This is a genomic window from Paenibacillus sp. FSL K6-0276, assembly GCF_037977235.1.
Taxonomy (GTDB): Bacteria; Bacillota; Bacilli; order Paenibacillales; family Paenibacillaceae; genus Paenibacillus_AQ.
In genome coordinates, this window is the sequence record NZ_CP150276.1 from 3,154,316 (window position 1) to 3,176,848 (window position 22,533).

The window sequence follows — 22,533 nt, forward strand, 5'->3', positions numbered from 1 at the left end:
GTGACGAACCGGGACGCTCTCGTAATCGGATGTTAAAATGATGTCCTGAATAAGCTATCGAACGGTTAATGTCTTTTATGATACTTCTTGCTGTAACCGTCCCTCGGCTCCCAGGCTTTATGATAATAGTCTGACCGAGTCGCTTAGGATTTCTTTGAGACAGACCGTTCGCTTCATGGAGATCAAGATACCAGGTGGGTCGATAACGCCGTACTAATTGAAGCAAGGCTGGATAACGGATGGCTTGCAGATTCGTTCCGAAAACGTGGAAACGTTCGGTTCAAATCTGGCACTCCTCGAATTCGTTTGCGATAAGCTTTTTGATTCATGAGGGGAACAATAATAAGAGTTCCTCGGTGAACATATTGCTCTCCTTGTCTCAAGCGATTCACGATGTTATGAGCAGCATGTATGCTTGCCGTTTCATTCCCGTGTATGCCGGACACCACCATAAACACAGGACCAGGTAGCTCACCTCTGATCACATAATAAGGGGTGGCATGGGATGTGGACGATGCTAAAGTATGGCTCTCAATGATCATCACGCTTCACCTCCGCAATTAGGTGTCCATATATGTGTATTCCGATGTACCCCAGTTGTCCTAGACAGACAAGCAAAAAAAAGCCTGATTTCTCAGGCTTTCTGCGTACTGAATTGTAGATATAGGCAATTTATTTATACGCTGGCAACCAGTCTCCATGCGCAGCAATCAGCTCGTCACACATGTTAGTAATATCATCCATCGACAGCTCGGCAGATGTGTGCGGATCGAGCATAGCAGCGTGATAGATATGCTCCTTCTTATGCGTAATCGCTGCTTCAATTGTGAGCAATTGTGTATTAATGTTCGTACGATTCAGTGCTGCACACTGCGGAGGCAGATCACCTACGAAGGTTGGAGTTACTCCACAGCTGTCTACAAGACACGGAACCTCTACACAAGCTTCGTTTGGCAAATTAGTGATAAGACCTGTATTCATAACATTGCCGCCTATTTTGAAAGGTACATTCGTTTCGATGGCTTCCATGATGTAAGATGCATATTCATGCGAACGTTCATGCACAAGCTCTTTGTTATTTACTAATTCCTCACGCATTTGCTGCCAGCGTTCAATTTGATCTACACAGCGGCGAGGATACTCGTCGAGTGGAATTTGGAAACGTTCGATGAGCTCCGGATAATTACGTTTGATAAAATAAGGATGATACTCTGCGTTATGTTCCGAAGACTCCGTAATGTAGTAACCAAATTTAAGCATCATTTCATAACGAACCATATCTCCGTGATGCTCTTTCTGCTTCTCAGCGGCGCGGCGTTTGATTTCCGGGTATAAATCCTCTCCGTCCTTCGTAACCTCCAATAGCCAAGCCATATGGTTAATCCCGGCAATCTTAGCCTGTACCCCTGTCTGATCCATTCCGAGATGTTCGAACAAGCCTGGAATACAATGCTGTACACTATGACATAATCCAACGGTCTTCACGCCACCATAGGTGTTCATCACATTGGTCAGTACTGCCATAGGATTCGTATAGTTCATGAAAAGCGCATCTGGACAAACCTCTCTTACGTCTGCAGCAAAATCCAGCATGACTGGAATGGTACGTAAGTTGCGGAAAATACCACCTATACCAACCGTGTCCGCAATCGTCTGACGCAAGCCATATTTCTTCGGAATTTCAAAGTCCGTAATGGTACAAGGATCATAACCTCCAACTTGAATCGCATTAATCACATATTTAGCTCCGCGTAAGGCTTCTTTGCGATCCGTATAGGATTTTATGACACAGGTGCTACCACTACTTTCTTTTATATTGTTCAGCATATTCTCAGAATCTTTAAGACGCTGAAGATCAATATCAAACAATGCAAGCTCAAAACCCTGAAGGGCTGGTGTTCTCATGCAATCACCCAATACGTTCTTGGCAAATACGGTACTACCCGCTCCGATAAATGTAATTTTAGACATGTGAAATATTCCTCCTTATTTAGTGAGGTGTACGGTTTCAACATCGCCATATACACAGAAAACTAGAATGAAAATCCCTTATAAACACTGTGATTTATGATGGTGACCGCCTGCTCTCTTCACTATTTACTATAAATGAGAGCAGTCTCAAAGAGTATGGAGAAATACAATTCATATATGGATATTTGTTGCATTTAAGTGATCCGTCCTATAATCTAATTGTAAATCAAATCACTTATAGGAGGTCGGAAGCAAATGGCTTCAGAGCATTATCATTTCACAGCAGGGTTTAATCTTGCTCCAGATGAACCCGACCTGACTGTATTGTTCAGCGGTGAAGGCAAACCGGTCCCTGGACATAAGATGGGGCCTTCTGTTCACGATTACTACCTTATACATACCGTAATTGAAGGAAAGGGCGTGTTTCAGAGTGGAAGTAACTCTCAGGTATGTGGTACGGGAGATACCTTTGTTATTTTCCCAGGGGCATTATTCAGCTATCAGGCAGACATGGAACAGCCTTGGACTTATGTTTGGGTGGCCTTGCAAGGGGAAGCCGTTCAACAGCTATTAAAAGAAGTGGGGATTACACCGGACAAGCCGTTAATACACTTAGATAACCTTATAGAGATACATAACTTGTATGAACATATTCGTTTTTCCTTTCAGCAGTCTGCTTATCCAAGGTTGGAAAGTTTGGAGGCTTCTGGGTGGCTGCGCCTTTTGGTGCACAAATTCGGCCTTGCGAACATAAGTTCGCTCACCCCTAAATCCGCACAATTACCAGATGTTATCGACCGCCAGATCAATCAAGCGATCCGCTGGATCTCTCTCCAATTTCATCAACAGATCAGTATCGACCACATGGCATCCTCTCTTGGTTATCATAGGGCACACCTCTCTAAGGCCTTTAAGCAAAAGATTGGAATGTCACCCAAGCAATATTTGTTAAAGGTTCGCATGGATAAAGCAAAGGAACTGCTTGGAGGAACGCTCACTATCGACCAGGTATCCTCTTCGGTCGGTTTCAATGACGCGTTGTATTTTTCCAAGCAGTTCCGTAAATGGAGCGGCATGTCCCCCAGTGAATATCGAAACCATCTTCGATCTGGCACATGATTGCTTATGGGTCATTTCATGGTTTTGGATAAAATCGAGGTGACAAATGCTGTCTTTCCTTCACAGTAAGCATCAATATCGTAGCGGTATTGTACCGCCAGACGCTGTTTGACCTCTGCATACGCTTGAAGCGCTGACTCATTCGAACGAAGATAGTTTCTGAATGCGATATGCTCCAAGTACCCTTTTCCATCCTTAGGGCATACATACAGATGATATTTCATAAATTCGTCCGCTTGACGTCTTTTGAAGGCTTCTCTGCCTTCTATTCCCAAGTTCCCTTGATGTTCATAACCATGCTGCTGTAAACGTTCTATAATTTGTGGGAGTACATCGTAGCTATCCATCACAAGATCAAGATCTATGATAGGTTTAGCTGCGAGCCCTTCAATAGAAGTACTACCCACATGCTCAATCGTAATAATGAGATCTCCGACATAAGATAACAGCTGATCTCTTATTCTATTGAATTCTACTTTCCACTCTGGGTCATACGGGACAACTTCTACGACTTTTGTCTTCTCAGCGATAATCATGCACCTCCTGCGTATAATACCCTCTTCTCAATTACTCTATATACTATCCAAATGCATATAGCGGCTACAATTAGCATTCCGCCCATCATACAGACACCACTCCAGCCCCAATGCTGCCATGCAAAACTTCCCAGTGTTGATCCAATAGCTCCACCAGTAAAAGTACTAACCATAAAAACAGTATTAATACGGCTGCGTGCCGCTGGCTCAAGTGCATAGATCCGCGTTTGGTTACTAACCTGCGACCCTTGTACTCCAAGATCCAGAATAATTACTCCGGCAATTAGGCTCCAAATTGTAAATCCGGTAAACCGAAGAATCCATAAGCAATCAATGTCAGCACCAACAGTATACCTACAATCTTCTTAGGTGCGATCCTGTCTGCTAACCTCCCGATAAATGGAGCACCCGCAGCACTTGCTACACCGATTAGCCCAAACAATCCTGTGATAGAGCTACTGTAGTGGTAAGGTTCTCCTTCCAGAAAAAAAGGCATTATTTCCCTAATAAATTATAGCAGTCACTGTCAAGCTTACATCTTTCTGCGCTATAATGATCATCCAAAATATGAATATCTGCATAAGTACAATTTATAGTGAAATATATTGAGCGAGGAGTAAATTAACATGCACCAGAACGACCAAATTATGACCAGATTGCGCAAGGAACCATTGAAGAATGTGAGTTTGTTAAAAATGATAACCTCTTTCCACGAAGTCATGGAGTCTCACCTGGTAGAGCATGGAGATCAGTGGGGCGTTTTATTGCTTCTTCCAGCCACAGCATACGCATATGATCATAGAGTATATCCTCAAGCCGATTACATCGTATTTATGGATTACAGCAACCCTGAGTTATTTCCGGCTCTACTTCAACTGTTGCCCCTGAAAGCGAAGTTTGTATTTAAATTGCAAGATGTGAAGTATACGAAGGCATTGTCCGCGCATTTTTCTATAGAGAAAGTTCGAGGGTTCTTCTCTTATAGTACAACTGAGGGACAAATCTTTCCGAAGGACAAAGAAGTTGTAATCAATCACTTGGTTGATGACAGGTTAATTCCGCTGTGGGCCGCTAATCATTACACCAAAGATGAAATAGAAGACTATTTTCAAAGTGGGGCTTTTTCCGTGTCGATCTTTCAAGGCGATAATCCAGTCAGTACCTGTCTTGCGTTTCGTAATGAAGAAACCATTTGGGAAATCGGCGCTGTACATACTTTAGAATCTTCTCAGAGAAACGGGTACGCTAAAAAAGTGGTTCGAACAGCTATTCAGGAAACTTTAGCGCTTGGTTTTATTCCACGCTATCACGTTCTTGAAACGAATCAAGCGTCCATCAAATTAGCTGAATCTATTGGACTTGTCCCTTGTGTACATCTCGAACACTGGATTAACTACATTCAATAACACTCTTTATTGGAGGTGACTTTGATAAGTTATGAACCGAACGAGAATCAAAACTATTATCCACCTCCACCCCCTCCAGCACCGATGAATGGCAAGTCAATTGCTGGTTTCGTCTTAGGAATTCTGTCCATAGTTGTGCCTTATATCGGATTTTTGTTAGGGATTGTAGCGATTATACTTTCTGCCATATCACTGAAAGAGATCCGGATTCGGTATGAGCAAGGAAGAGGCCTAGCCATCGCGGGTCTGGTATGTGGAATTGTCGGTACGCTTATTTACGCAATCTTGATTTTACTTTTCCTTTTGTTTGTATATGCAGCTTCTAGTTACCCCCCTTACTGATCTACATACAAAAAAGGATCTCAATTGCCAACCTAATAGCTGCTGAGATCCTTTTTAGCTTTCATATGGATGAGTTCATTATGCTCCATTGTTTAGCTGCTGACGATACTCTGTCGGAGTTAAAAGAAACCGCTTGCGGAACATCTGTGTAAAATGTCGCATGTCCTGATATCCTATACGTTCGGCGATTTCTGCCACCTTAAGCTTCGAGTTCACTAGCAGCAACTTCGCTTGCTCCAAGCGTAAGGATGTAACGTATTCTTTATATCCTTGACCTGTCTTTTGTTTGAATAGTTGACTAAAGTAGACCGGATTTAAAAACACAACAGAAGCAATTTTTTCCAAAGTGAGGTCTTCGTAATAGTGTTCCTTAACATACTGCAAAGCGATGTCGATGGCTTTTTCACCGCTTCCTTTAGCAGGCGCTAAATCCAATACTTGCGAATTCACAACCTCTCTTAAGTTCATTACGATCTGAGGGACGGTATTTATATCATAGCTAAGTCCGGAATGTATCATTTGAAAGGGTGTTTTCAAATACTGCTTCAAATATGTCTTCCCATCTTCCAGAAAAGTCTCTAGTCGTACGTCTTCTCTTAAGGTGATTAAACTCAGCAGACTTTGTCGGTCGTAGCTGACCACAAACCCGCTCCCGTCCCGCTCAATCAACTCGGTTAACACATTCTCTACAATAAAATGCTCAATACGAATGTTTTTATCGCCCGCATCCATTTGCAGCAAAATCAAATAGAAACATTGATGATCTTCAATTAATTGACTAATGTCTAGATTACCGAGATTAAAACCTGATGCGAGTCTCTGGAATACACCTTCTCTTAAGAATTTCAGACTTGTCCTTAGCCGGTCTTCATCTTTAATGAGCTTATGATCCTGCTCTATTTCTAACGCTAAGTTACTGATGATCTCAAGCAGCTTGCTTTTGCCGATCGGTTTTAGTAAATAATCTCTCGCTCCAAGACGAACTGCCTCTTGCGCGTAAGCAAACTCACTGTGTGCAGAGATGACCACCCATTTGACATAAGGATACCGCCGCTTAGAAATCCTCATAAACTCCAAGCCATTCATTCCTGGCATGAGAATATCTGTTAAGACGATATGAATGGGCTGTTCTTCCATAATCTTGACAGCTTCTTCTGTCGACGCAGCAACATGAACACAATAATCTGGATATATACTTCTTATTGTACGCTTGATGCCTTCGCGGATCACCCGTTCATCATCAGCTATGAGAATGTTCACGATTGCTCTCTCCTTCCTGCGGAATCGGCAGCACGATAGCCACTTCGGTTCTTTCTCCAGGTAAACTTCGTATCACAAGACCATATGATTCTCCGAACATATGCTGGAGCCGTCGATGTAGATTTTGAAGACCTATCCCCATTTTCCCATTTTCTTTTGTTGTTGGCCGGTCCAAGGATTCCACCAATGCATTTAGCTTCGCTGCATCCATCCCCTTACCATTATCCTGAACAATGATGTTTAGCACTCCAGCTTCTTCAAGTGTACTAACCATCAGAATCCCTTGGCGGTCAAGCGATTCCAAACCATGTTTTACTGCATTTTCAATGACCGGCTGTACAGTCATCTTGGGAAGGCGAACATCTAACCATCGTTCATCTATATTCATCTCAATCCGTAGACGACCTTCCAGTCGGATTGAAATAATATTAAGATAGTGTCCGATTTGTTCCAGTTCTTCTCGAAGAGTGACTTCTACGTCGGCTTCCCAATGACTACTGTACCTGAACATCGAAGAAAGCGAGAGAACAAGTTCGCCCAGCTGCTCATTTCCTTCCTCATCCAGCATCCAATAAATCATATCCAGTGTATTGTATAGAAAATGTGGGTTTACTTGAGATTGCAAAGCATGAAGCTCAGCATTCTTCTCACTGACGGAAGAGAGCTTTACCCGCTCGATCAGTTCTTCGATTCGGCGAACCATGCGATTGAAGGAAGCAACAAGGATATTAATCTCTTGATAAGAAGAAACATTCACCATTCCCCGGAAATTACCGATCTCCACTTGCTTCATCTCTCGGATCACCTTTTTAAGCGGTAAAGAAATCGTTCGTGAAACAATGGAAGCTATCAGGATGGAGACGAGTACGAGGATAGAGAATACAATGAACAGATAACGTTTCATCTCTACCAATTCCACATTTAGGTCGCGATCAGGAGTAATACTAAGCACCCACCATCCGGAGAAGGACAGTTTAGAAGCGACGAGCAGACGATTCGATTTCTGTTCGACCACTACATTTTGGGAGTTCTGCAAAGATGGGAGTTGCCTTAAATCAGGTTCCTGATCTTTTGCTGAGGATACGAATCGTCCATCCTGCGACATTAAATACACCTGACTATGCTCTCCCAGCTTTACATTATCAAGTGCATCTAGAACAGGCTTCGGATTCATCTCATACAGAACAATACCAATCGGTTTGTGCTCATTAAGATCGTAAATCTGACGACCGAAGGCAAACACAGGACTATCCTCCACTTGATCGATAAGTGAATGTTCATAGACGCCGAGCCAGACCATTTTACCGGAGGAAGCCTGAAGCTGATGATACCAATCCTCCTTCATATATCCTGGATCAACCACATTCATATAGTTTCCGTAATTATAAATCTTTCCTTTATCCGTAATGACATGGATCCCTACGAGGTCATCCCTCGAATAAAAGATAGCTCCGAGAATATTCGTAATCGTCTGTTCATTGATGTAGGCTACTGCGGGCTCATTGCTTGTTTCATTAAGGAGACGTATCAATTCAAAGTTATTGCTGAGTGATTTAGAAAGACTGTCATAGCCCTTGTACAGCAAGCTGAAAAGATCAGCCGTCTGAGCGACATTTTTCTGCGACAAATCACTAATTTTCTCATGAAACTGTACCGTTGTCCGGTTGTAGTAGAGCAGACTCACAATCAGTAGAATGCTAGACATACAAAAAAGAAACAGCAAAAACAATCGATGGTGGATGGAATGAAAGCTGTTTCTCAAAAAGGCTTCCCTCCTCAAACTCATCTGTCCTGCTGCTTCTTCATTATAATTCCATTATTGTAATTTGCAATATAGTATTATCCTTTTACTGCTCCTGCCACCATTCCTTTCGTGATCTGATTAGATAGGAAGAAATAAATTAAAATGACGGGCAGTGCACCCATGACTAGAAAAGCGCCGATATTACCATAGTTAACAGAATACTGGCTAACAAATGTGTACACGCCAAAGGGCAAAGTCTTCAATTTCTCGGAGGAAATGAAGGTGGCCGCTAAGATATACTCATTCCAAATGTTAATGAACGTTAGAATACACACTGTCATTACCGGCGGTACGGAAACAGGAAGAATGATCGTGCGGAAGATACGATATACGCTCGCCCCATCGATAAAGGCCGATTCTTCGATTTCATGCGGAATGCTTTTCATAAACCCACTTAAAATGAACACCGCTATAGGAGTAGAAAAAGCAACATAAGGCAATATGAGCGATAAATGTGTATTCAGAACATGCACATTTTTGAAAATGATCATCAGCGGTAGTAAAGTGGCCTGCATGGGAATCATCATCCCCATTAAGAATATCGTCATGACCAAGTTGCCGTAACGCCAACGGAACCGAGAGATCGCATAAGCTACCATCGAGCTAAGCAGAATGACGAAGATCATCGTTACACCGGTAACCATTACGCTGTTGGATAAATACTTTAGATAACTACCGGACTTATAAGCCTCGCTATAGTTATGCCACTGAAATACATTAGGAAATGAGAAAAAACTGCCATCCAGAATCTCTTCATTGGTCTTCAAGGAATAGAGTAGTAGCCAAAGAAGAGGATATAGCTGGGTAACGACAGGAATCGCAAAGAGAAGATACACGAATCCTTTCTTGACTTTCCGCATGATCGCGCACTCCTTTGCTAACTGAATTTTTTTTCAAGTTTATTAAAGATAGTATTAATGCCAGCAGTAAATACAAGGCACAGTATGACCAAGAACGAAGCGATCGCACTACCATATCCATATTTAAAAGATAGGAATGAGCTGTTGTACATATGTGTGGAAATAACATCTGTAGCATGAGCGGGTCCACCGGCTGTCATGACCATGACGAGATCAAAAGCCTGCAAAGACCCTATAAAGGCGAGTACAATAGATATTTTAAAGATTGGAATAATCAGCGGAAAAGTGATATAGCGATCGGCTTTGAATCCGTCAGCCCCATCGATCTTTGCCGCTTCATACAGCTCATCCGGGATATTCTGAACACCGGTATATTGAATCAGCAAATGGTAGCCGAAATATTGCCAAAGAGATACTGCATAGAGCGCGAACATTGCAATTTTAGGTTCTGTGATCCAATTATGAGTCCAGCTATCTAGCCCAAGTGAGATCAGAACGCCATTCAACATCCCTCCCATGGAGACAGGGTCATAAATCGTTTTCCAGAGCTGCCCAATGATGACCACTGATAAAATAACCGGCGTAAAGTAAATAGAAACTAAAGTGTTTCCTTTTCTCACGTACCGATTTAGAAGGATAGCCATCAACAAACAAAATGGAATTTCCACCATGGAGGCAACAGCATAGAGCAAGGTTCTCCTTACAGATGGCCAAAACACTGGATCATGAAAAAACATCTCTTTGAAATTAGCAAGTCCAGCAAATGTTTTCGTAGTCGTAATTCCGTCCCATTGTAGCAATCCTGTATAAAAGGATACTAGGATAGGAGCAAACACCAAGCACACATACAAAAGCAGGCAAGGTAACACGAAGACGGCTATTGTGCGCGCTGGAACCTTTAGTACCTTCATTATTTCCGCCCCCTAGAATATAAACACGATGCGAAGAAGCGTTTAAGCACCCTCGCATCACGTTTGGAAACCTTCTTATTTATTTGCTTCAAATGCGGTTTGATGTTCTTTTGCCACTTGAGCGGAATCCATTTTTTGAACAAAAAGATTCTGGATGCTGCTGAGATGTACTTGCGCCGTAGCTGGGTTCATAGTATTGTCAAAGGCCAAGTCTCCACCTTTAACCTGATTGAACAATCCTGAAATGTTGATCGCCAGATCAGAATAACCTGCGGCTTTCAAATCTCCCTCCACTTTTTGACCAATCCCTACAGCATTTTTAAGTTCAAATTGTTTTTTAGGAAGGTTCAGTGTGAAGAAGTTCAAGAAGTCTTTCGTTTCTTGTAAATGCTCACTGTTCGCAGAAATGGCAAATGCGCTACCTGGTGCGAGCATGAATTCATTTGGATCCCCTTTACCATTGACGGATGGGAATTGGAAGGCTCCTGCTTTACCAGCCACAGAGGAAGCGTCAACTGCACCTGTTTCCCATGAACCGATCACCCACATAGCAGCTTTACCAGATTTGAAGATATTACCGCCTGCGTTAGCATCAATCGAAGTAGCTCCATCTGGGAATGCACCTGCTTGCACGAGATCTTGGAAACGATCTACAGCTTCTACGAAAGCAGGATCTTCAAATGTTTTTTTACCATCCAGTACATCTTGAAGGAAACCAGGACCTCCATTTGTGCGAAGCAGGATATTCATGAACAAGAATGAACCCGTCCAGGAATCTTTTTCACCGATTGCGATTGGCGTAATGCCCTTTGCTTTAAAGATCTTAACATCTTGGAGTAATTCATCGAATGTTTTAGGGGTGTCTTTAATGCCGGCTTGCTCGAATAGTTCTTTATTGTAGTAGACTACCTCGATGTTATTACCATCTGGTAGTGCATAAACATTGCCATCGAAGCTGTAGTAATCGAGAAGACCGGATTGATAGGTGTCTTTCAGTCCATTTTGATCCAGCATGTCATTCAGGGGAGCGAACAATTTAGCATCAACGAAAGGTTTCATTTGTGCAGCTGGGTTAACAATCGTAATATCAGGAATTTCTTTGGAAGCGGCTTGTGTTTTCAATTTGACCTTTTGCTGGTCCGTATTTAAAGTATCCAGTTCGATGTGAATGTTAGGGTTTTCTTTTTCGTACTGATCGACTAACTCATGAAGCATCTTGTAAGAAGGTGTTGCTGGATCTGGGTAAATATTTTGAAAAGTAATAGTGACCTTCTTAGCGCTTTCGGTTTTTGTAGTTCCAGCATCTGGAGCATTCGTAGCTGTATTACCTTTAGACTCTGTATCGCCTTTACTCTCATTGTTTGAATTTCCACACGCTGCCATACTTAAAACCAAAGCTGCTGATAACGCAATTGTTGAAGTTGCCTTCATTTTTTTGCTGACCATTGTTTGACGCCCCCTGTTTTCGTTATAGGCTAATTATTGTACTGTTAAGCGCTTTCAACAAGGTGTAAAAATTAAGATAAATGGTTTGTTTTTTCTAGAAAAATACAAAATATGTCCGAACATAACGAAACACCCGCTTATTCGGGCGTTTCGATTAAAAATATTTTCGATATTCTGTCTGTTGCAGGCTTAGTTCTATAGCCAATGTTCCTTGCCTGAGAACTCGTTCAATCAGATGTTGAACCAAAATCGGTAATCTTAAGCTTTAGATCAAAGGTCAATGGAATCTGAGTAAATTTCTCGTCCCAATGATCCTTAATCTGTTTCCAGACATGCGGCTTTTCAATGCTAAACCAATCCCCGAATCCTGCTACATCCACTTTGTAGGTGAACTGCATTTTGTGGATAAGACCATTGATATGTTGGGTTAATTTCTCTTCAAATATCTTCTCTAGTTCTTTGAAATAAACAACATCCGAGGAATGCGCATCAACATCCCAATTCTCAATTAGGCGTCCAGTGGACTCAATTGCAACATGAAATGATATCTTCTTATCATCGGTCTCATTCAGCGTAATCTTGCTCTTAACGGATTTAATCTCATAAGTAATTGAATCGTTCGACTGATCATATGCTTTGATGCTCCCGCCTTTTATATCCCCCTTGATCCAGGCAATACTCTCCACATCATTTGGGTCGAGATTGCCGATCCAATGTCCTGTATCTCCCTTGATAATACCGGCTCCGGAAAATTTGACCTCACCTTGTGCCTCCACAACGTTCTGCAACACAAAGCTTTGCTTGGAATACATCAGCCCATCTAGATTCGATAACGTTATGCCCTTCATAACTTTACTGGTTCTGAAGTTGTTACGGACCATCTCCACCAGTCGAAAGGAAGGAATCTCCTCCTCGGTCGTCATAAGCGTATCGGACGCACGCCCTTGGCTAAGAAATATGAGACAGCTCGGACGGATATCGTTATCTCGCAGTACAAAGTCCATTAACTGCCTGATCTTCTCCTGTTGCACTAGATCCTCAGAAATGACTATAACCTTGAGGTGATTGCCTATAATCGGACGGTTCTTTCGTATGGAGAATTGACGGAATACTTCAAACAGAGAATCCCCTGTTTCTGAAATATTGGAAAAATGGGTTTTGGGTGTTTCGCCGCCTTTTCCGGAGCTTCCGATTGTTCTTCCAGGCACAATTTGTACGGTTGCCGTAACTTTATTATGCTTTTGGTAGCTCCCTCCACGTTCCTCAAATTCCCGCTCGAGCGCTTTAGGTTCCCCCTTGTCAAGCGCCAATCCCGTAATAACACTCAGGTCTTCAATTTCTTTACTGCTCCAACAACCAGGCTGCGTAAGCAGAATCATGAATATTAACAGTAAGTGTATAACCCTCTGTCTAAACATTCTGCTTGAGTCCTTTCTTCCTGATCAGTAATACAATCGACAATAACAGTGGCAACAACATAAAAATCAGCACACCCATATAGCCAATCGAATTACCAAGACTGAAGACATCATTGATGCGTTGAGGGATCATCGTGCAGATGAAAATTACAGGCATTAAGGCAAACATCACCGGATGGATCTTCAGGTTGAACACTTGCGAGATTCCAAGTGACGCATTAAAGAAAAAGCTGCAAAAATTGCAGAACATCTGCATCAGCCAGATGACCAACAACGGAAATTCAAATCGTTCAAAAAAGAAACCTGAAATTTCAAAGCTCCGTACCAAATCTATCGTAGGATAGGTGCTGGTGATTACTGAATTGATAGATAGACCGCCGACCACCATTACGACAGTAATCAGATACAGCATCAGCGGGATGCATAATCCGACCAACATTCCCTTGACTGCTTGCTGTGGATGCTGCATAAAGGCCGTCATTGTCATCACAACCTCACAACCGGTAAAGACCAGGATGCTCGACTTCATGCCCCGGATCACCGGCATCATGCCTTCACTCAGAAAAGGACGCAAATGCTGGATATCAAAAATCCTGGTGCTTAAGATAAAACAAATAATCAGGATAAAGATACTGATTGGAAACACAATCTGAAATACGCGAGCAATGGAATTAATCCCACCGTACACCAAGTAAGTACCAACCCAGATGAACGGCATCACAATCGCCCAGATTGGTGTCCCTTCCAGAAGAAAGAACAATGTTACTTCCGCCAGTACACGAATTTCGAATCCCGCAATCACAATAAAATACAGAATCAACAGTGAACTCAGTACACCGCCTGGAAGATTTCCAACAATTTTTTTAGAATACTGAAAGACAGTTTTACCTGGGAATTGCTGGCTAAGCTTCACCATAACCAGTATCACTATTAACACGACGATACCACCCAGCATCACAGAAATCCAGGCATCTGGAGTCTTCACAGCTTGGACAATTTCTCTGGGCAAGGTCAGTATTCCAGCTCCTAGCATCGAATTCGTCAATACTATGGCAGCCTGCGAGGTTGTGATCTTGTCATCAGTACGTTTGAACACTGTGGTCTCCCCTCTACTCATGCTAAGATACATTCTCTAGGACCTGCGCTTTTTCTTTTGGGTCTTCAGCATCTCCGGTCTTCGCTTCATGATGGATAACGGCGCACGGACGAATAAATCCTTCCAGTCACTTACCCGGAAAGGCGAGATAGGGGTGATGTAAGGAACCCCGAAGCTTGAAAGTCGAGTCAGATGACTACAAATCAGCAGAAAGAACAGGATGGTTCCGAACATGCCCAGGACCGCCGCAAATAACATGCCTGCGAATCGTAAGATTCGGAGGGTAATGCCGGCACTGTACATCGGTATGGAAAATGAAGAGATCGCTGTCACGGCGACAACAATTACTAGAAAGGGACTTACAATACCGGCCTGTACCGCGGCATCTCCAATGATCAGACCTCCGACAATCCCCATTGCTGGACCTATGGGTTTCGGCAGACGAATTCCAGCTTCACGCAAGATTTCAATGGAAATCTCCAGAATCAACACTTCGATTAAAGCAGGAAAGGGTACTCCTTGGCGTGTTTCGATAATGGAAATCGCCAGCTGAGTAGGAATTAGCCCCGGATGAAAGGAGATAAAGGAAATATATAGCGCAGGGGCTAACAGAGCCAGAAATGCTGCGCAAAATCGTAGCACCCGTAAAAGTGTACCTGGAAGCCAGCGCTCATAATAATCCTCGGGAGACTGCATAAGCATACTGAATGTCACTGGCACAACGAGTGCAAACGGTGTGCCATCCAGCAAAATAGCGATTCTCCCCTCTAATAAGGAGGCAATCACACGGTCGGGTCTTTCCGTATTTTGTGTTTGCTGAAACGGACTTAAATAATCATCCTCGATCAACTGCTCCACATAGCCAGATTCCAGAATGAAATCCATATCAATTTTGGAGATCCGATCCTTCACTTCCTGTAGCAGATCGGGATTTACAATGTTTTTCATATAAGCGATAACCAAGTTCTTCTTGATTTCGCTGCCTACTTCAACCATTTTCATTTCCAGGTTCTTATTGAGCCCTTGACGCCGCAGCATTGAAGTATTTTCGCTGAGCACTTCAGTAAAGCCAATCCGTGGTCCCCGCAATAAAGCTTCCGAGGTCGGCTCAGTAATTGAGCGCACTGCTCCATGCGGAAAGCCCACCAGCAGCATCTCACGCATGCCTTCGACAATCAACGCAGTGTATCCAAACAGGACAGACTCCTGCAGTTGGTCCAGATCCCTGGCTTCACTAAGCTGAGCCAGCGGGAGCATATTCTGTTTCATATAGGTGTATATATCTTTCGAAGCCTGCGCATCACCGGCAAACATCAGATTCTGCAGCACCTGCTGATTGATTAGCTCTTCGTCCTGCATACCCTCCACGTAGACCAACGCGGCACGTGCCTGAATACCTTTGACTGAGAATTCACGGAAATGCACATCTCCGTTTCCCCCTAATGCCGTTTTTATTGCTGCTAGGTCGGCATCATAGTCCTGGGTAAACGCAGAAGACACACGGTGCTGCGGATTTGCTTCCCGTTTGTCCCCCTTCTTCAGTTCCGCTTCCTGTGATTTGGCCCCTGTCTCCCTAGAGCGTCCGCTTCCAACATAAAAATACAAATACCTGTAAAGATAATAAACTCCTATGGGAAAGAACAGCGTTATCGCCGCTTGCATAAAAATTGTCCAGTCCGGAATATAAGAGACTATTTTAGACCACATCGCAATCATCCTCTTATAGGAATCTTCTAGATACTATTCTCCTTCCGCCCCATTTTTATACAGCTTTTGGAACAGCAGGAAAGGCTAAAACGACGCAAGCGGGATAAAATGTTGTTATGGGGTCCGAACATAACAAAACGCCCACAGAAGCGGACGTTTTGATTTAAAATATATTTCCGATTATTTACTGAGGCTGACGCCACTGTTTCAGCACTTCTATAAGACCGGGAACATCTAATCCATCCAAAGAAAATGCTTTGCGAAGTAGCTCGTGAGGAATAAACTCGTCATACTTTCCGAGATAGGGCGCTTCATCCGGAGATAGCAGTGTTAGAGGATCTGTGGCAGCCATGCTTTCAGCGATAATCTCCGCTTCCAGCATTTCTGCATCTGCCTTACCGGCAACGACCATATAATAGGGTTCCATAGGTACAATAGAACGTAGTCCCAGTGAACTCTTTAAGTTATTCTTGAGAAGGCGCTCCAGCGTGCGGAATTGCCGACTACCCGCCCACGGTAGGATAAACATCGAATCTCCACCTGCTGGCATAACGGAGCGTTCAAGCATTCCACTTTCCTTCGCTAAACGACGGGCTCTTTCAAGCCGCGCTGCCGCACTCGGAGCTAAATACGGATACAAGGCAGTTGCGCCTAAGACTTCACGTATTTTGGTCATAATTCGTGTATGAACATCCCCACCCGCTCCAAGCCATAACGTATCCACTTTACCGCGTGAGGTTTTCACATAAACTGCTTTATGGCGATTATCGACTTCTTCTACCTTCCAAAGCTTCCCCGCCAGAGTGAAGCAGTAGCCAGGAGGTGGTACCGTTGTAATCGAACCGATCTCTTCAGTCCCGTTATAGACAACATGCTCTTCATCGTCTTTGAAGACTGCGTAAAAGCGGAAGTTGTTCACGATCTTCTCCCCCGCCATCCCGATAATCAAGCTACCTTCATCCATCTTCTCGACTTGTCCCATAGCCAGCATATAAGTCATGAAGATATCGTAGTCCGTAGGATCTATGCCATTAAAGGAAGGTAAGCTCAGAACAGCTTCCTTTAATTCCTCCGGCTCCGCCTCCCCCATACTCTTCAATATGCTCATCGTCTGATGGTATAGCAGCCCAACTGGCAGCTGGCGCACCACCTGTGGTTCAACCCACTTCTCGCGTACATATAGCTCTATAACCGCTATCGCTCGCAGCAGCGTCCAAGGCATCCGAGCCGGAAGCTGCGCTTCCTCATCCTCTTCCTCGGGCGTGACAAAGATCATCTCGGATGCGGCGTCACCGCGCCTGCCCGAGCGACCCAGTCGCTGCACAAAGCTTGCGCAGCTATAAGGTGCGCCGACCTGGAGCACTCGCTCCAGCTCTCCTAGATCAATGCCCAGCTCCAGCGTCAATGTCGCTGCCGCAACTGCAGGTCCGGAACCTTGCCGCAGCGCGGCTTCCGTCTCTTCGCGGAGCATCGCGGAGATACTGCCATGGTGAACGTGAAAGACATCCCGTTCCCCACGCTTCGCGGCCGTTCTCCGCAGCTCAAGGGTCGCCGTCTCCGCATCCGAGCGGCTGTTCGTGAAGATCAACGCTTTCTTAAGATGCGTGTGATCATAAATGAAATCGTAGTAAGACTGCTTCGCGCGTTCTAAATGCTCCGCCTGCACTTCGTCCCGTGCATCTGGAAAAGAGAAATGCTCCACACTTAAACGGAGCTTACGCCCGCCTTGTGGAGCGGAGACTTCAACGCTCTCCCGCGTGCCTGCTGCCAGCCACTCCGTTACGGAGGCATAGTCACTAAGCGTGGCCGATAGACCGATTCTGCGCGGTTGGCATCCCGCCATTCGGGAGATTCTCGCTAGTTGACTCAAGACCTGAATCCCTCGATCAGCGCCCATAAAGGCATGCACCTCGTCAATAACAATGAAACGTAGATCATGGAACAGCGCTGGAATGGCATTCGGGCGATTCATCAATAGTCCTTCAAGGGATTCAGGGGTAATCTGTAGCACGCCGGAAGGATTCTGCACGAGTTTGGTTTTATCGGCTTGCGGAACATCACCATGCCAATGCCACACCGGAATGTTGCCTTCACGGAGTAAATCGTTCAGCCGTGTAAATTGATCGTTGATCAGTGCCTTCAATGGTGCGATATACAGAATCCCCACTGAATCGGAAGGACGTTCATACAGCTCGGTAAGCGCCGGAAAAAAAGCTGCCTCTGTCTTGCCAGAAGCTGTACCCGAAGCAATCAGTAAGTGATGCGGCGTATCAAACAGAACACGGCAGGCATCCACCTGCGCCTCGCGCAGGGTCTCCCAGCGGTTCTTATAAATGAATTCTTTAATAAATGGAGCCAGCCTATAAAACGGATTATCACTCATAATTCAAACTCCGCCAGGAACCCATCCAGCTCGTTTTGTTCTGTCTCAACAGGTTTAGAGGTCCGTTCACCTACTAGCTTCTCGAATGAGATCTCCGGATGCTGGTGCAGTGTGTGTAGCAGATCCATGAAATCTCGAACCACCTCGCGCGGAGTCAAGAGTTCGTCAGCCCCTAATCTCCCTACGGCTTCTTCCATAAAATGAACCAATTGTTCCTGCGTTAACTGTGCTTCATAACCATAATGAAGAGCATGGATATCTCTAAGCTTTTGTAAAAGAACCAGAATCTCTTCGTGTGAGAGCATGTCCAGCGCAATGATAGGTCCAGTGTAATTATTCAGACCCGCCGCACCATATCGTCCTGCAACTAATCTAGAACGCAGTGCCTCATAGCTAAATAACCCACGCCTTCCATCCTCCACAAATTGCGGAGTACCTCCTATAAAAATTCCTAAGCTTTCTGCCTTGCCTTGCATTGTATCGTTGAACATCGTAAGCAGTTTCTCATAGTTACTCTGACGTGAGATGCTGTTCGTGATTTTGTAGAGATTGACGCCTTCGTCTATAAACAGTAGCAGTCCCTTATAACCAATAGCAGAAGTGAATTCCGCCCACAGCTTCATATAATCATACCAATTGTCATCATCAATAATCACGCCTACACCGAGTGCTTTTCGTGCTTCCGTTCGAGTGGCGAATTCACCTCTTAGCCAGCGAAGAGAATCCTGCTTCAATTCATCGTCAGCGAGCTTATGTGCATTCCAATAAGAAGCCAGCACTTTGGCAAAATCAAATCCATGTACCAAACCGCGCATTTCAGAGGCTACAGCATAGATTCGTTTCTCTACTTCGTCACCAAGCTGGGGGTGATCAGGGCCGTATTCATTCTCCTGCATCACTGACTGCTGAAGCGTAATGATCCATTTTTGTAGTATAATCTCTAGTGCTCCTCCATCTGGACGCGTCCGGGTAGATAAATGACTCATCAGCTCACGGTAAGTTGCGAGACCTTGTCCTTTCGTTCCCACTAATCTTCGTTCAGGGGATAGATCAGCATCTGCTACAACAAAATCACGGTCCATTGCATAATTACGGATCATCTGCAGAAGAAAGCTTTTTCCGCTACCGAATTTTCCTGTAATCAGCTTAAAAGCAGCTCCACCCTCCGCAATGTTGTCCATATCTCTCAATATAGCTTCAATCTCTGGCCGGCGGCCGACAGCTATATGCTCTAGTCCGATACGCGGAACCACACCGGCTGTCAGTGAATTGACTAGCGCTGTCGTCATGCGTTTGGGTATTTTTAATGCACTCATCAAAAGTTCACCTCATTAAATATTAAGCAGATTAGTTGTATATTCCTCTGCTATTTCTTCTCCGTCTATGATCAAGTCACCGAGAATGTCCATTGCGATTTCATTAATCTCGTCAATCAAGAGCTCTGACATCGTGCCGTTTGCAGCAGCTAGCTTCTGCAGTGCTTGTCTTCCGTCCTCTTTCAAAAGAGCAAGCAGAGCTCCTCGTTGTAGTGGACTTATAGCACTTGCAAACTGCTCCCACTCCGTCCCAACGTTTGTAGCATGAACTTCTTCAATTGCTGATTCAGGCTCAAGAGATTCAATAGGATTAATGCCTTCTTTTACTGGCTTGGGTTCCTCAGTAATGACTTCGGCCTCGCTATCCTCAAGTTCGTCCATCTCATTCATATCCTCAACCGTAAGCATGGTTCGGACAATCTCGGAATCACTCTGCAGACGTTCTAGCTTCTCACGATCAATAACCACTGCCGGACCCTTGTCTTCCTGTTTCTCTTTCTCAAACTCCCGCTTCAGGAAACGAGTGATTAGGTTGTCCATATCGGCATCTACGTTAACCCCTTTGAGTCGACCTCGATATCCCAGCAGTTCCCGTAGTTTATTCTCAGTCAAACGGAACAGCCTTGTAATCAAACTACGAAGCGGTGGAGATTTACTGATACGCACAACTGGTATAAGTACAGAATAGCCATATAGCGAAATATCATATACGGCACTTCGGAATAAATAACGCTCCCGCATCACAGATGGTCCTGGTGGGAACATTTCGACCAAATTTGAGCCATGTCTCCGGGTGACATAAGCGTTGATTAATGCCACTACCTGCGGGATGTATTGTTCGAGGGCATCTTTACCTTCTCCCATGTAGAACTTGGATTTACTAATATCGTAGTCCGACATTGCTGTTAATACCGTAAAGGTTAGCTGATCAGGAGCTATAGTAAGACATCGCATTAACTCTAGTTCTGCCAGATCTCCAGCAAGGCCACGTGAACGAGCAACGATTAGTGAAAGAGGCACATCCAAATGATGAACAAACGAGAAGTCCGCGATCCAACCACCTAAATATTGATCCAGACGTTTGTAACTCTCTCGATAAGCTTCCCAGATTTGACTGAGCTGCCTATAGCCATCATAAGGATCTTCCCAGCCTACACCATTAATAAGCTCATATACGTGCAGAAAAATATATGAAAGATCCGCCTTCGGATATCTACCATGTCTAACTTCATTACGCCAATAAAAATACCATCTACTTTGTGTGCCTGTCATATGGCCATAGGTAGGCCAGTAGCTCTTAAAAGGAACAAATAGCGCTGAATCCTCGGTTTTGTGTTCCAATTCCTTCGCTCTAGTTACGAACTGTCCTTCGGTTGTTGTCACAGGCTCCGGTGTTTCCGTCTCCGAATCCCAAAGCTGTAACTGTAAAGAAGGTTCAGTGGACGCCTTAGGCTTTCCTATACTCGCAGATGATGACTTGGGTAGCTCAGGTTCAGGGGAATTTCGCGGGGGAATAGGAATATTTGCTTCCGTGCTTTCCCAGACTAATTCCGTGAAATGAGGCTGCTTACTATCCTTACTCATGTTCGATCGCTCCGTTCTTATAAAAGAAGGACTAATGTAAAAAAACGGTCCTGTTCACAACTGTGAAGGAACCGTTTTGTTCTTAATAAATTTTAGCATTGTTAATAGATTAACATCAAGTATGTAATGAAGAATTATCCTTTACAGAAGCTCCGTTCCTTTTGTCTCTTTTCCTAGGAAGAGCACCGCTAACGCACCGATAATAATCGTTACAAAAAATAACATGAAAATGGAACCAATCGCCATCGATTTACCCACCAGCACCCCTACTAACAAAGGAGCAATGATACCACCAATCCGGCCAAAGGAGGTCGCTAAACCTGCGCCTGTAGAACGTATAGATGTCGGGTACAGCTCTGGTGTATAAGCGTACATTCCACCCCAAGCTCCGAGATTAAAGAACGATAAACAAATCCCAGCAGCCATCAGCATGCCTTCCGTAGTCGCATTACCGAACCAAGCAGCACTAACCGCAGTGAACAGCATATAGATGACTAGGACAAACTTACGTCCGAACTTCTCGATGAAGTAAGCGGCAGTAAAGTAACCAGGCAACTGGGCGAGTGTCATGATAAGTACATACTCAAAGCTTTTGACCAAACTGAATCCTTTAAGTACCATAACTGTAGGTAGCCATAGAAACATGCCATAATACGAGAACACCACGGTAAACCATAAAATCCAAAGCATAATGGTAGAACGGCGGTACTCAGGTGACCATACTGTAGCGATCCGTTTCTTCAAGGATACAGGCGCCTTCTTAATCTCTGCAAACTTCGGTGAATCATCAATGGCGCGTCTTAAATATAAAGCGTATAGAGCAGGAACAGCACCGATACCAAAAGCTACACGCCAGCCATAATCAGGGATAACGAAGAATGCGATTAAAGCAGAAGCAATCCACCCGACAGCCCAAAAGCTCTCCAGCAGAACAACCGCACGACCTCTCTCCCGAGCTGGCATACTTTCAGAAACCAATGTTGAAGCGACAGGCAGCTCCCCGCCTAGTCCAAATCCAGCGATAAACCTAAGTACACAGAGTATAGCGAAGCCTGTAGCAAATGCCGATAATCCACTTGCAAACGAGAAAATAAGCAACGTCCACAACAGAATCGGTTTACGTCCAAAACGATCCGCTAAAATTCCAGCTGCCGCAGCACCCACAGCCATACCTACGGAGTTAATACTAGTCAATATTCCGATCTGCTCCGGTCCCAGGTTCCAATCCTTGGCTAAAGCTGCAACAACAAAAGAAATCATCCCGACGTCCATCGCGTCGAACATCCAGCTTAAGCCTGCACTGAAGAGTAACTTCCTTTGTTTTGGATTCCGCAGTAGTGTCATTTGATTCAATTCTAAGCCCCCTTATATAAA

The 22,533-nt window shown here is 44.3% G+C and carries 19 protein-coding genes; 3 read left to right on the plus strand and 16 right to left on the minus strand.

What is annotated here, in order from left to right; all coding sequences use genetic code 11:
* Positions 1-182: 182 nt before the first annotated feature.
* Complete coding sequence (locus MHH52_RS14900; protein WP_340009659.1) at positions 183-542, minus strand: succinylglutamate desuccinylase/aspartoacylase family protein; 360 nt, start codon at positions 540-542, stop codon at positions 183-185.
* A gap of 130 nt (positions 543-672) precedes the next feature.
* Positions 673-1,971 carry an alpha-glucosidase/alpha-galactosidase gene (locus MHH52_RS14905; RefSeq protein ID WP_340003382.1) on the minus strand — a complete coding sequence of 433 codons (1,299 nt, stop codon included), beginning with the start codon at positions 1,969-1,971 and terminating at the stop codon, positions 673-675.
* Between the two features lie 255 nt (positions 1,972-2,226).
* Here MHH52_RS14905 and MHH52_RS14910 point away from each other — a divergent pair, with 255 nt between their 5' ends.
* On the plus strand, positions 2,227-3,090 hold the full coding sequence (locus tag MHH52_RS14910) for an AraC family transcriptional regulator (RefSeq protein WP_313637240.1): 864 nt from the start codon (positions 2,227-2,229) through the stop codon (positions 3,088-3,090).
* 11 nt (positions 3,091-3,101) lie between these two features.
* On the opposite strand, the gene MHH52_RS14915 is transcribed toward MHH52_RS14910, so the two are convergent.
* A complete protein-coding gene (locus MHH52_RS14915) occupies positions 3,102-3,620 on the minus strand; it encodes a GrpB family protein (protein ID WP_340009661.1) in 519 nt (172 codons plus the stop codon).
* Positions 3,621-3,909: 289 nt separating this feature from the next.
* The gene (locus tag MHH52_RS14920) at positions 3,910-4,122 is read right to left on the minus strand and encodes a hypothetical protein (RefSeq protein WP_340003383.1); all 213 of its coding nucleotides are present in this window, start codon (positions 4,120-4,122) and stop codon (positions 3,910-3,912) included.
* A gap of 130 nt (positions 4,123-4,252) precedes the next feature.
* On the opposite strand from MHH52_RS14920, the gene MHH52_RS14925 reads away from it, so the two are divergent.
* Both MHH52_RS14925 and MHH52_RS14930 read left to right on the plus strand, forming a co-directional pair.
* Positions 4,253-5,032: a GNAT family N-acetyltransferase gene (locus MHH52_RS14925; RefSeq protein WP_340003384.1), complete on the plus strand. Its 780-nt coding sequence runs from the start codon at positions 4,253-4,255 to the stop codon at positions 5,030-5,032.
* Between the two features lie 84 nt (positions 5,033-5,116).
* The gene (locus tag MHH52_RS14930) at positions 5,117-5,374 is read left to right on the plus strand and encodes a DUF4190 domain-containing protein (RefSeq protein ID WP_340003385.1); all 258 of its coding nucleotides are present in this window, start codon (positions 5,117-5,119) and stop codon (positions 5,372-5,374) included.
* A 78-nt stretch (positions 5,375-5,452) separates the two neighbouring features.
* Here the strand turns inward: MHH52_RS14930 and MHH52_RS14935 are convergent, their stop codons facing one another.
* The 12 genes from MHH52_RS14935 to MHH52_RS14990 all read right to left on the minus strand — a co-directional run bounded on the left by MHH52_RS14935 (position 5,453) and on the right by MHH52_RS14990 (position 22,512).
* The gene (locus MHH52_RS14935; protein WP_340003386.1) at positions 5,453-6,634 is read right to left on the minus strand and encodes a response regulator; all 1,182 of its coding nucleotides are present in this window, start codon (positions 6,632-6,634) and stop codon (positions 5,453-5,455) included.
* A complete protein-coding gene (locus MHH52_RS14940; RefSeq protein ID WP_340003387.1) occupies positions 6,615-8,396 on the minus strand; it encodes a sensor histidine kinase in 1,782 nt (593 codons plus the stop codon). The genes MHH52_RS14935 and MHH52_RS14940 overlap by 20 nt, the downstream gene beginning before the upstream one ends.
* Positions 8,397-8,473: 77 nt before the next feature.
* Complete coding sequence (locus tag MHH52_RS14945) at positions 8,474-9,298, minus strand: carbohydrate ABC transporter permease (protein WP_340003388.1); 825 nt, start codon at positions 9,296-9,298, stop codon at positions 8,474-8,476.
* Between the two features lie 17 nt (positions 9,299-9,315).
* Complete coding sequence (locus MHH52_RS14950) at positions 9,316-10,209, minus strand: sugar ABC transporter permease (RefSeq protein ID WP_313637254.1); 894 nt, start codon at positions 10,207-10,209, stop codon at positions 9,316-9,318.
* A gap of 75 nt (positions 10,210-10,284) precedes the next feature.
* Complete coding sequence (locus tag MHH52_RS14955) at positions 10,285-11,655, minus strand: extracellular solute-binding protein (protein WP_340003390.1); 1,371 nt, start codon at positions 11,653-11,655, stop codon at positions 10,285-10,287.
* A gap of 227 nt (positions 11,656-11,882) precedes the next feature.
* Positions 11,883-13,073 carry a Ger(x)C family spore germination protein gene (locus tag MHH52_RS14960; RefSeq protein WP_340003391.1) on the minus strand — a complete coding sequence of 397 codons (1,191 nt, stop codon included), beginning with the start codon at positions 13,071-13,073 and terminating at the stop codon, positions 11,883-11,885.
* Positions 13,066-14,169, minus strand: coding sequence for a GerAB/ArcD/ProY family transporter (locus MHH52_RS14965; RefSeq protein ID WP_340003392.1), 1,104 nt, complete (start codon positions 14,167-14,169; stop codon positions 13,066-13,068). Before MHH52_RS14965 ends, MHH52_RS14960 begins: the two co-directional genes overlap by 8 nt.
* Before the next feature lie 36 nt (positions 14,170-14,205).
* Positions 14,206-15,876, minus strand: a complete 1,671-nt coding sequence (locus tag MHH52_RS14970; RefSeq protein WP_340003393.1) for a spore germination protein — start codon at positions 15,874-15,876, stop codon at positions 14,206-14,208.
* A 184-nt stretch (positions 15,877-16,060) separates the two neighbouring features.
* Positions 16,061-18,259, minus strand: a complete 2,199-nt coding sequence (locus MHH52_RS14975) for a DEAD/DEAH box helicase (RefSeq protein ID WP_340003394.1) — start codon at positions 18,257-18,259, stop codon at positions 16,061-16,063.
* Entirely contained in the window at positions 18,256-19,575 is a 1,320-nt protein-coding gene (locus MHH52_RS14980) for an ATP-binding protein (protein WP_340003395.1), read from the minus strand. The genes MHH52_RS14975 and MHH52_RS14980 overlap by 4 nt, the downstream gene beginning before the upstream one ends.
* Positions 19,576-19,590: 15 nt before the next feature.
* Positions 19,591-21,159 carry a TerB N-terminal domain-containing protein gene (locus MHH52_RS14985; protein ID WP_340003396.1) on the minus strand — a complete coding sequence of 523 codons (1,569 nt, stop codon included), beginning with the start codon at positions 21,157-21,159 and terminating at the stop codon, positions 19,591-19,593.
* 141 nt (positions 21,160-21,300) lie between these two features.
* On the minus strand, positions 21,301-22,512 hold the full coding sequence (locus tag MHH52_RS14990; RefSeq protein WP_340003397.1) for an MFS transporter: 1,212 nt from the start codon (positions 22,510-22,512) through the stop codon (positions 21,301-21,303).
* Positions 22,513-22,533 lie beyond the last annotated feature (21 nt).

Coding starts and splice junctions, on each gene's coding strand:
- MHH52_RS14900 (WP_340009659.1), bottom strand. CDS start 542: ATGATCATTGAGAGCCATACTTTAGCATCGTCCACATCCCATGCCACC.
- MHH52_RS14905 (WP_340003382.1), bottom strand. CDS start 1,971: ATGTCTAAAATTACATTTATCGGAGCGGGTAGTACCGTATTTGCCAAG.
- MHH52_RS14910 (WP_313637240.1), top strand. CDS start 2,227: ATGGCTTCAGAGCATTATCATTTCACAGCAGGGTTTAATCTTGCTCCA.
- MHH52_RS14920 (WP_340003383.1), bottom strand. CDS start 4,122: ATGCCTTTTTTTCTGGAAGGAGAACCTTACCACTACAGTAGCTCTATC.
- MHH52_RS14925 (WP_340003384.1), top strand. CDS start 4,253: ATGCACCAGAACGACCAAATTATGACCAGATTGCGCAAGGAACCATTG.
- MHH52_RS14930 (WP_340003385.1), top strand. CDS start 5,117: ATGAATGGCAAGTCAATTGCTGGTTTCGTCTTAGGAATTCTGTCCATA.
- MHH52_RS14945 (WP_340003388.1), bottom strand. CDS start 9,298: ATGCGGAAAGTCAAGAAAGGATTCGTGTATCTTCTCTTTGCGATTCCT.
- MHH52_RS14950 (WP_313637254.1), bottom strand. CDS start 10,209: ATGAAGGTACTAAAGGTTCCAGCGCGCACAATAGCCGTCTTCGTGTTA.
- MHH52_RS14955 (WP_340003390.1), bottom strand. CDS start 11,655: ATGGTCAGCAAAAAAATGAAGGCAACTTCAACAATTGCGTTATCAGCA.
- MHH52_RS14960 (WP_340003391.1), bottom strand. CDS start 13,073: ATGTTTAGACAGAGGGTTATACACTTACTGTTAATATTCATGATTCTG.
- MHH52_RS14970 (WP_340003393.1), bottom strand. CDS start 15,876: ATGTGGTCTAAAATAGTCTCTTATATTCCGGACTGGACAATTTTTATG.
- MHH52_RS14975 (WP_340003394.1), bottom strand. CDS start 18,259: ATGAGTGATAATCCGTTTTATAGGCTGGCTCCATTTATTAAAGAATTC.
- MHH52_RS14980 (WP_340003395.1), bottom strand. CDS start 19,575: ATGAGTGCATTAAAAATACCCAAACGCATGACGACAGCGCTAGTCAAT.
- MHH52_RS14985 (WP_340003396.1), bottom strand. CDS start 21,159: ATGAGTAAGGATAGTAAGCAGCCTCATTTCACGGAATTAGTCTGGGAA.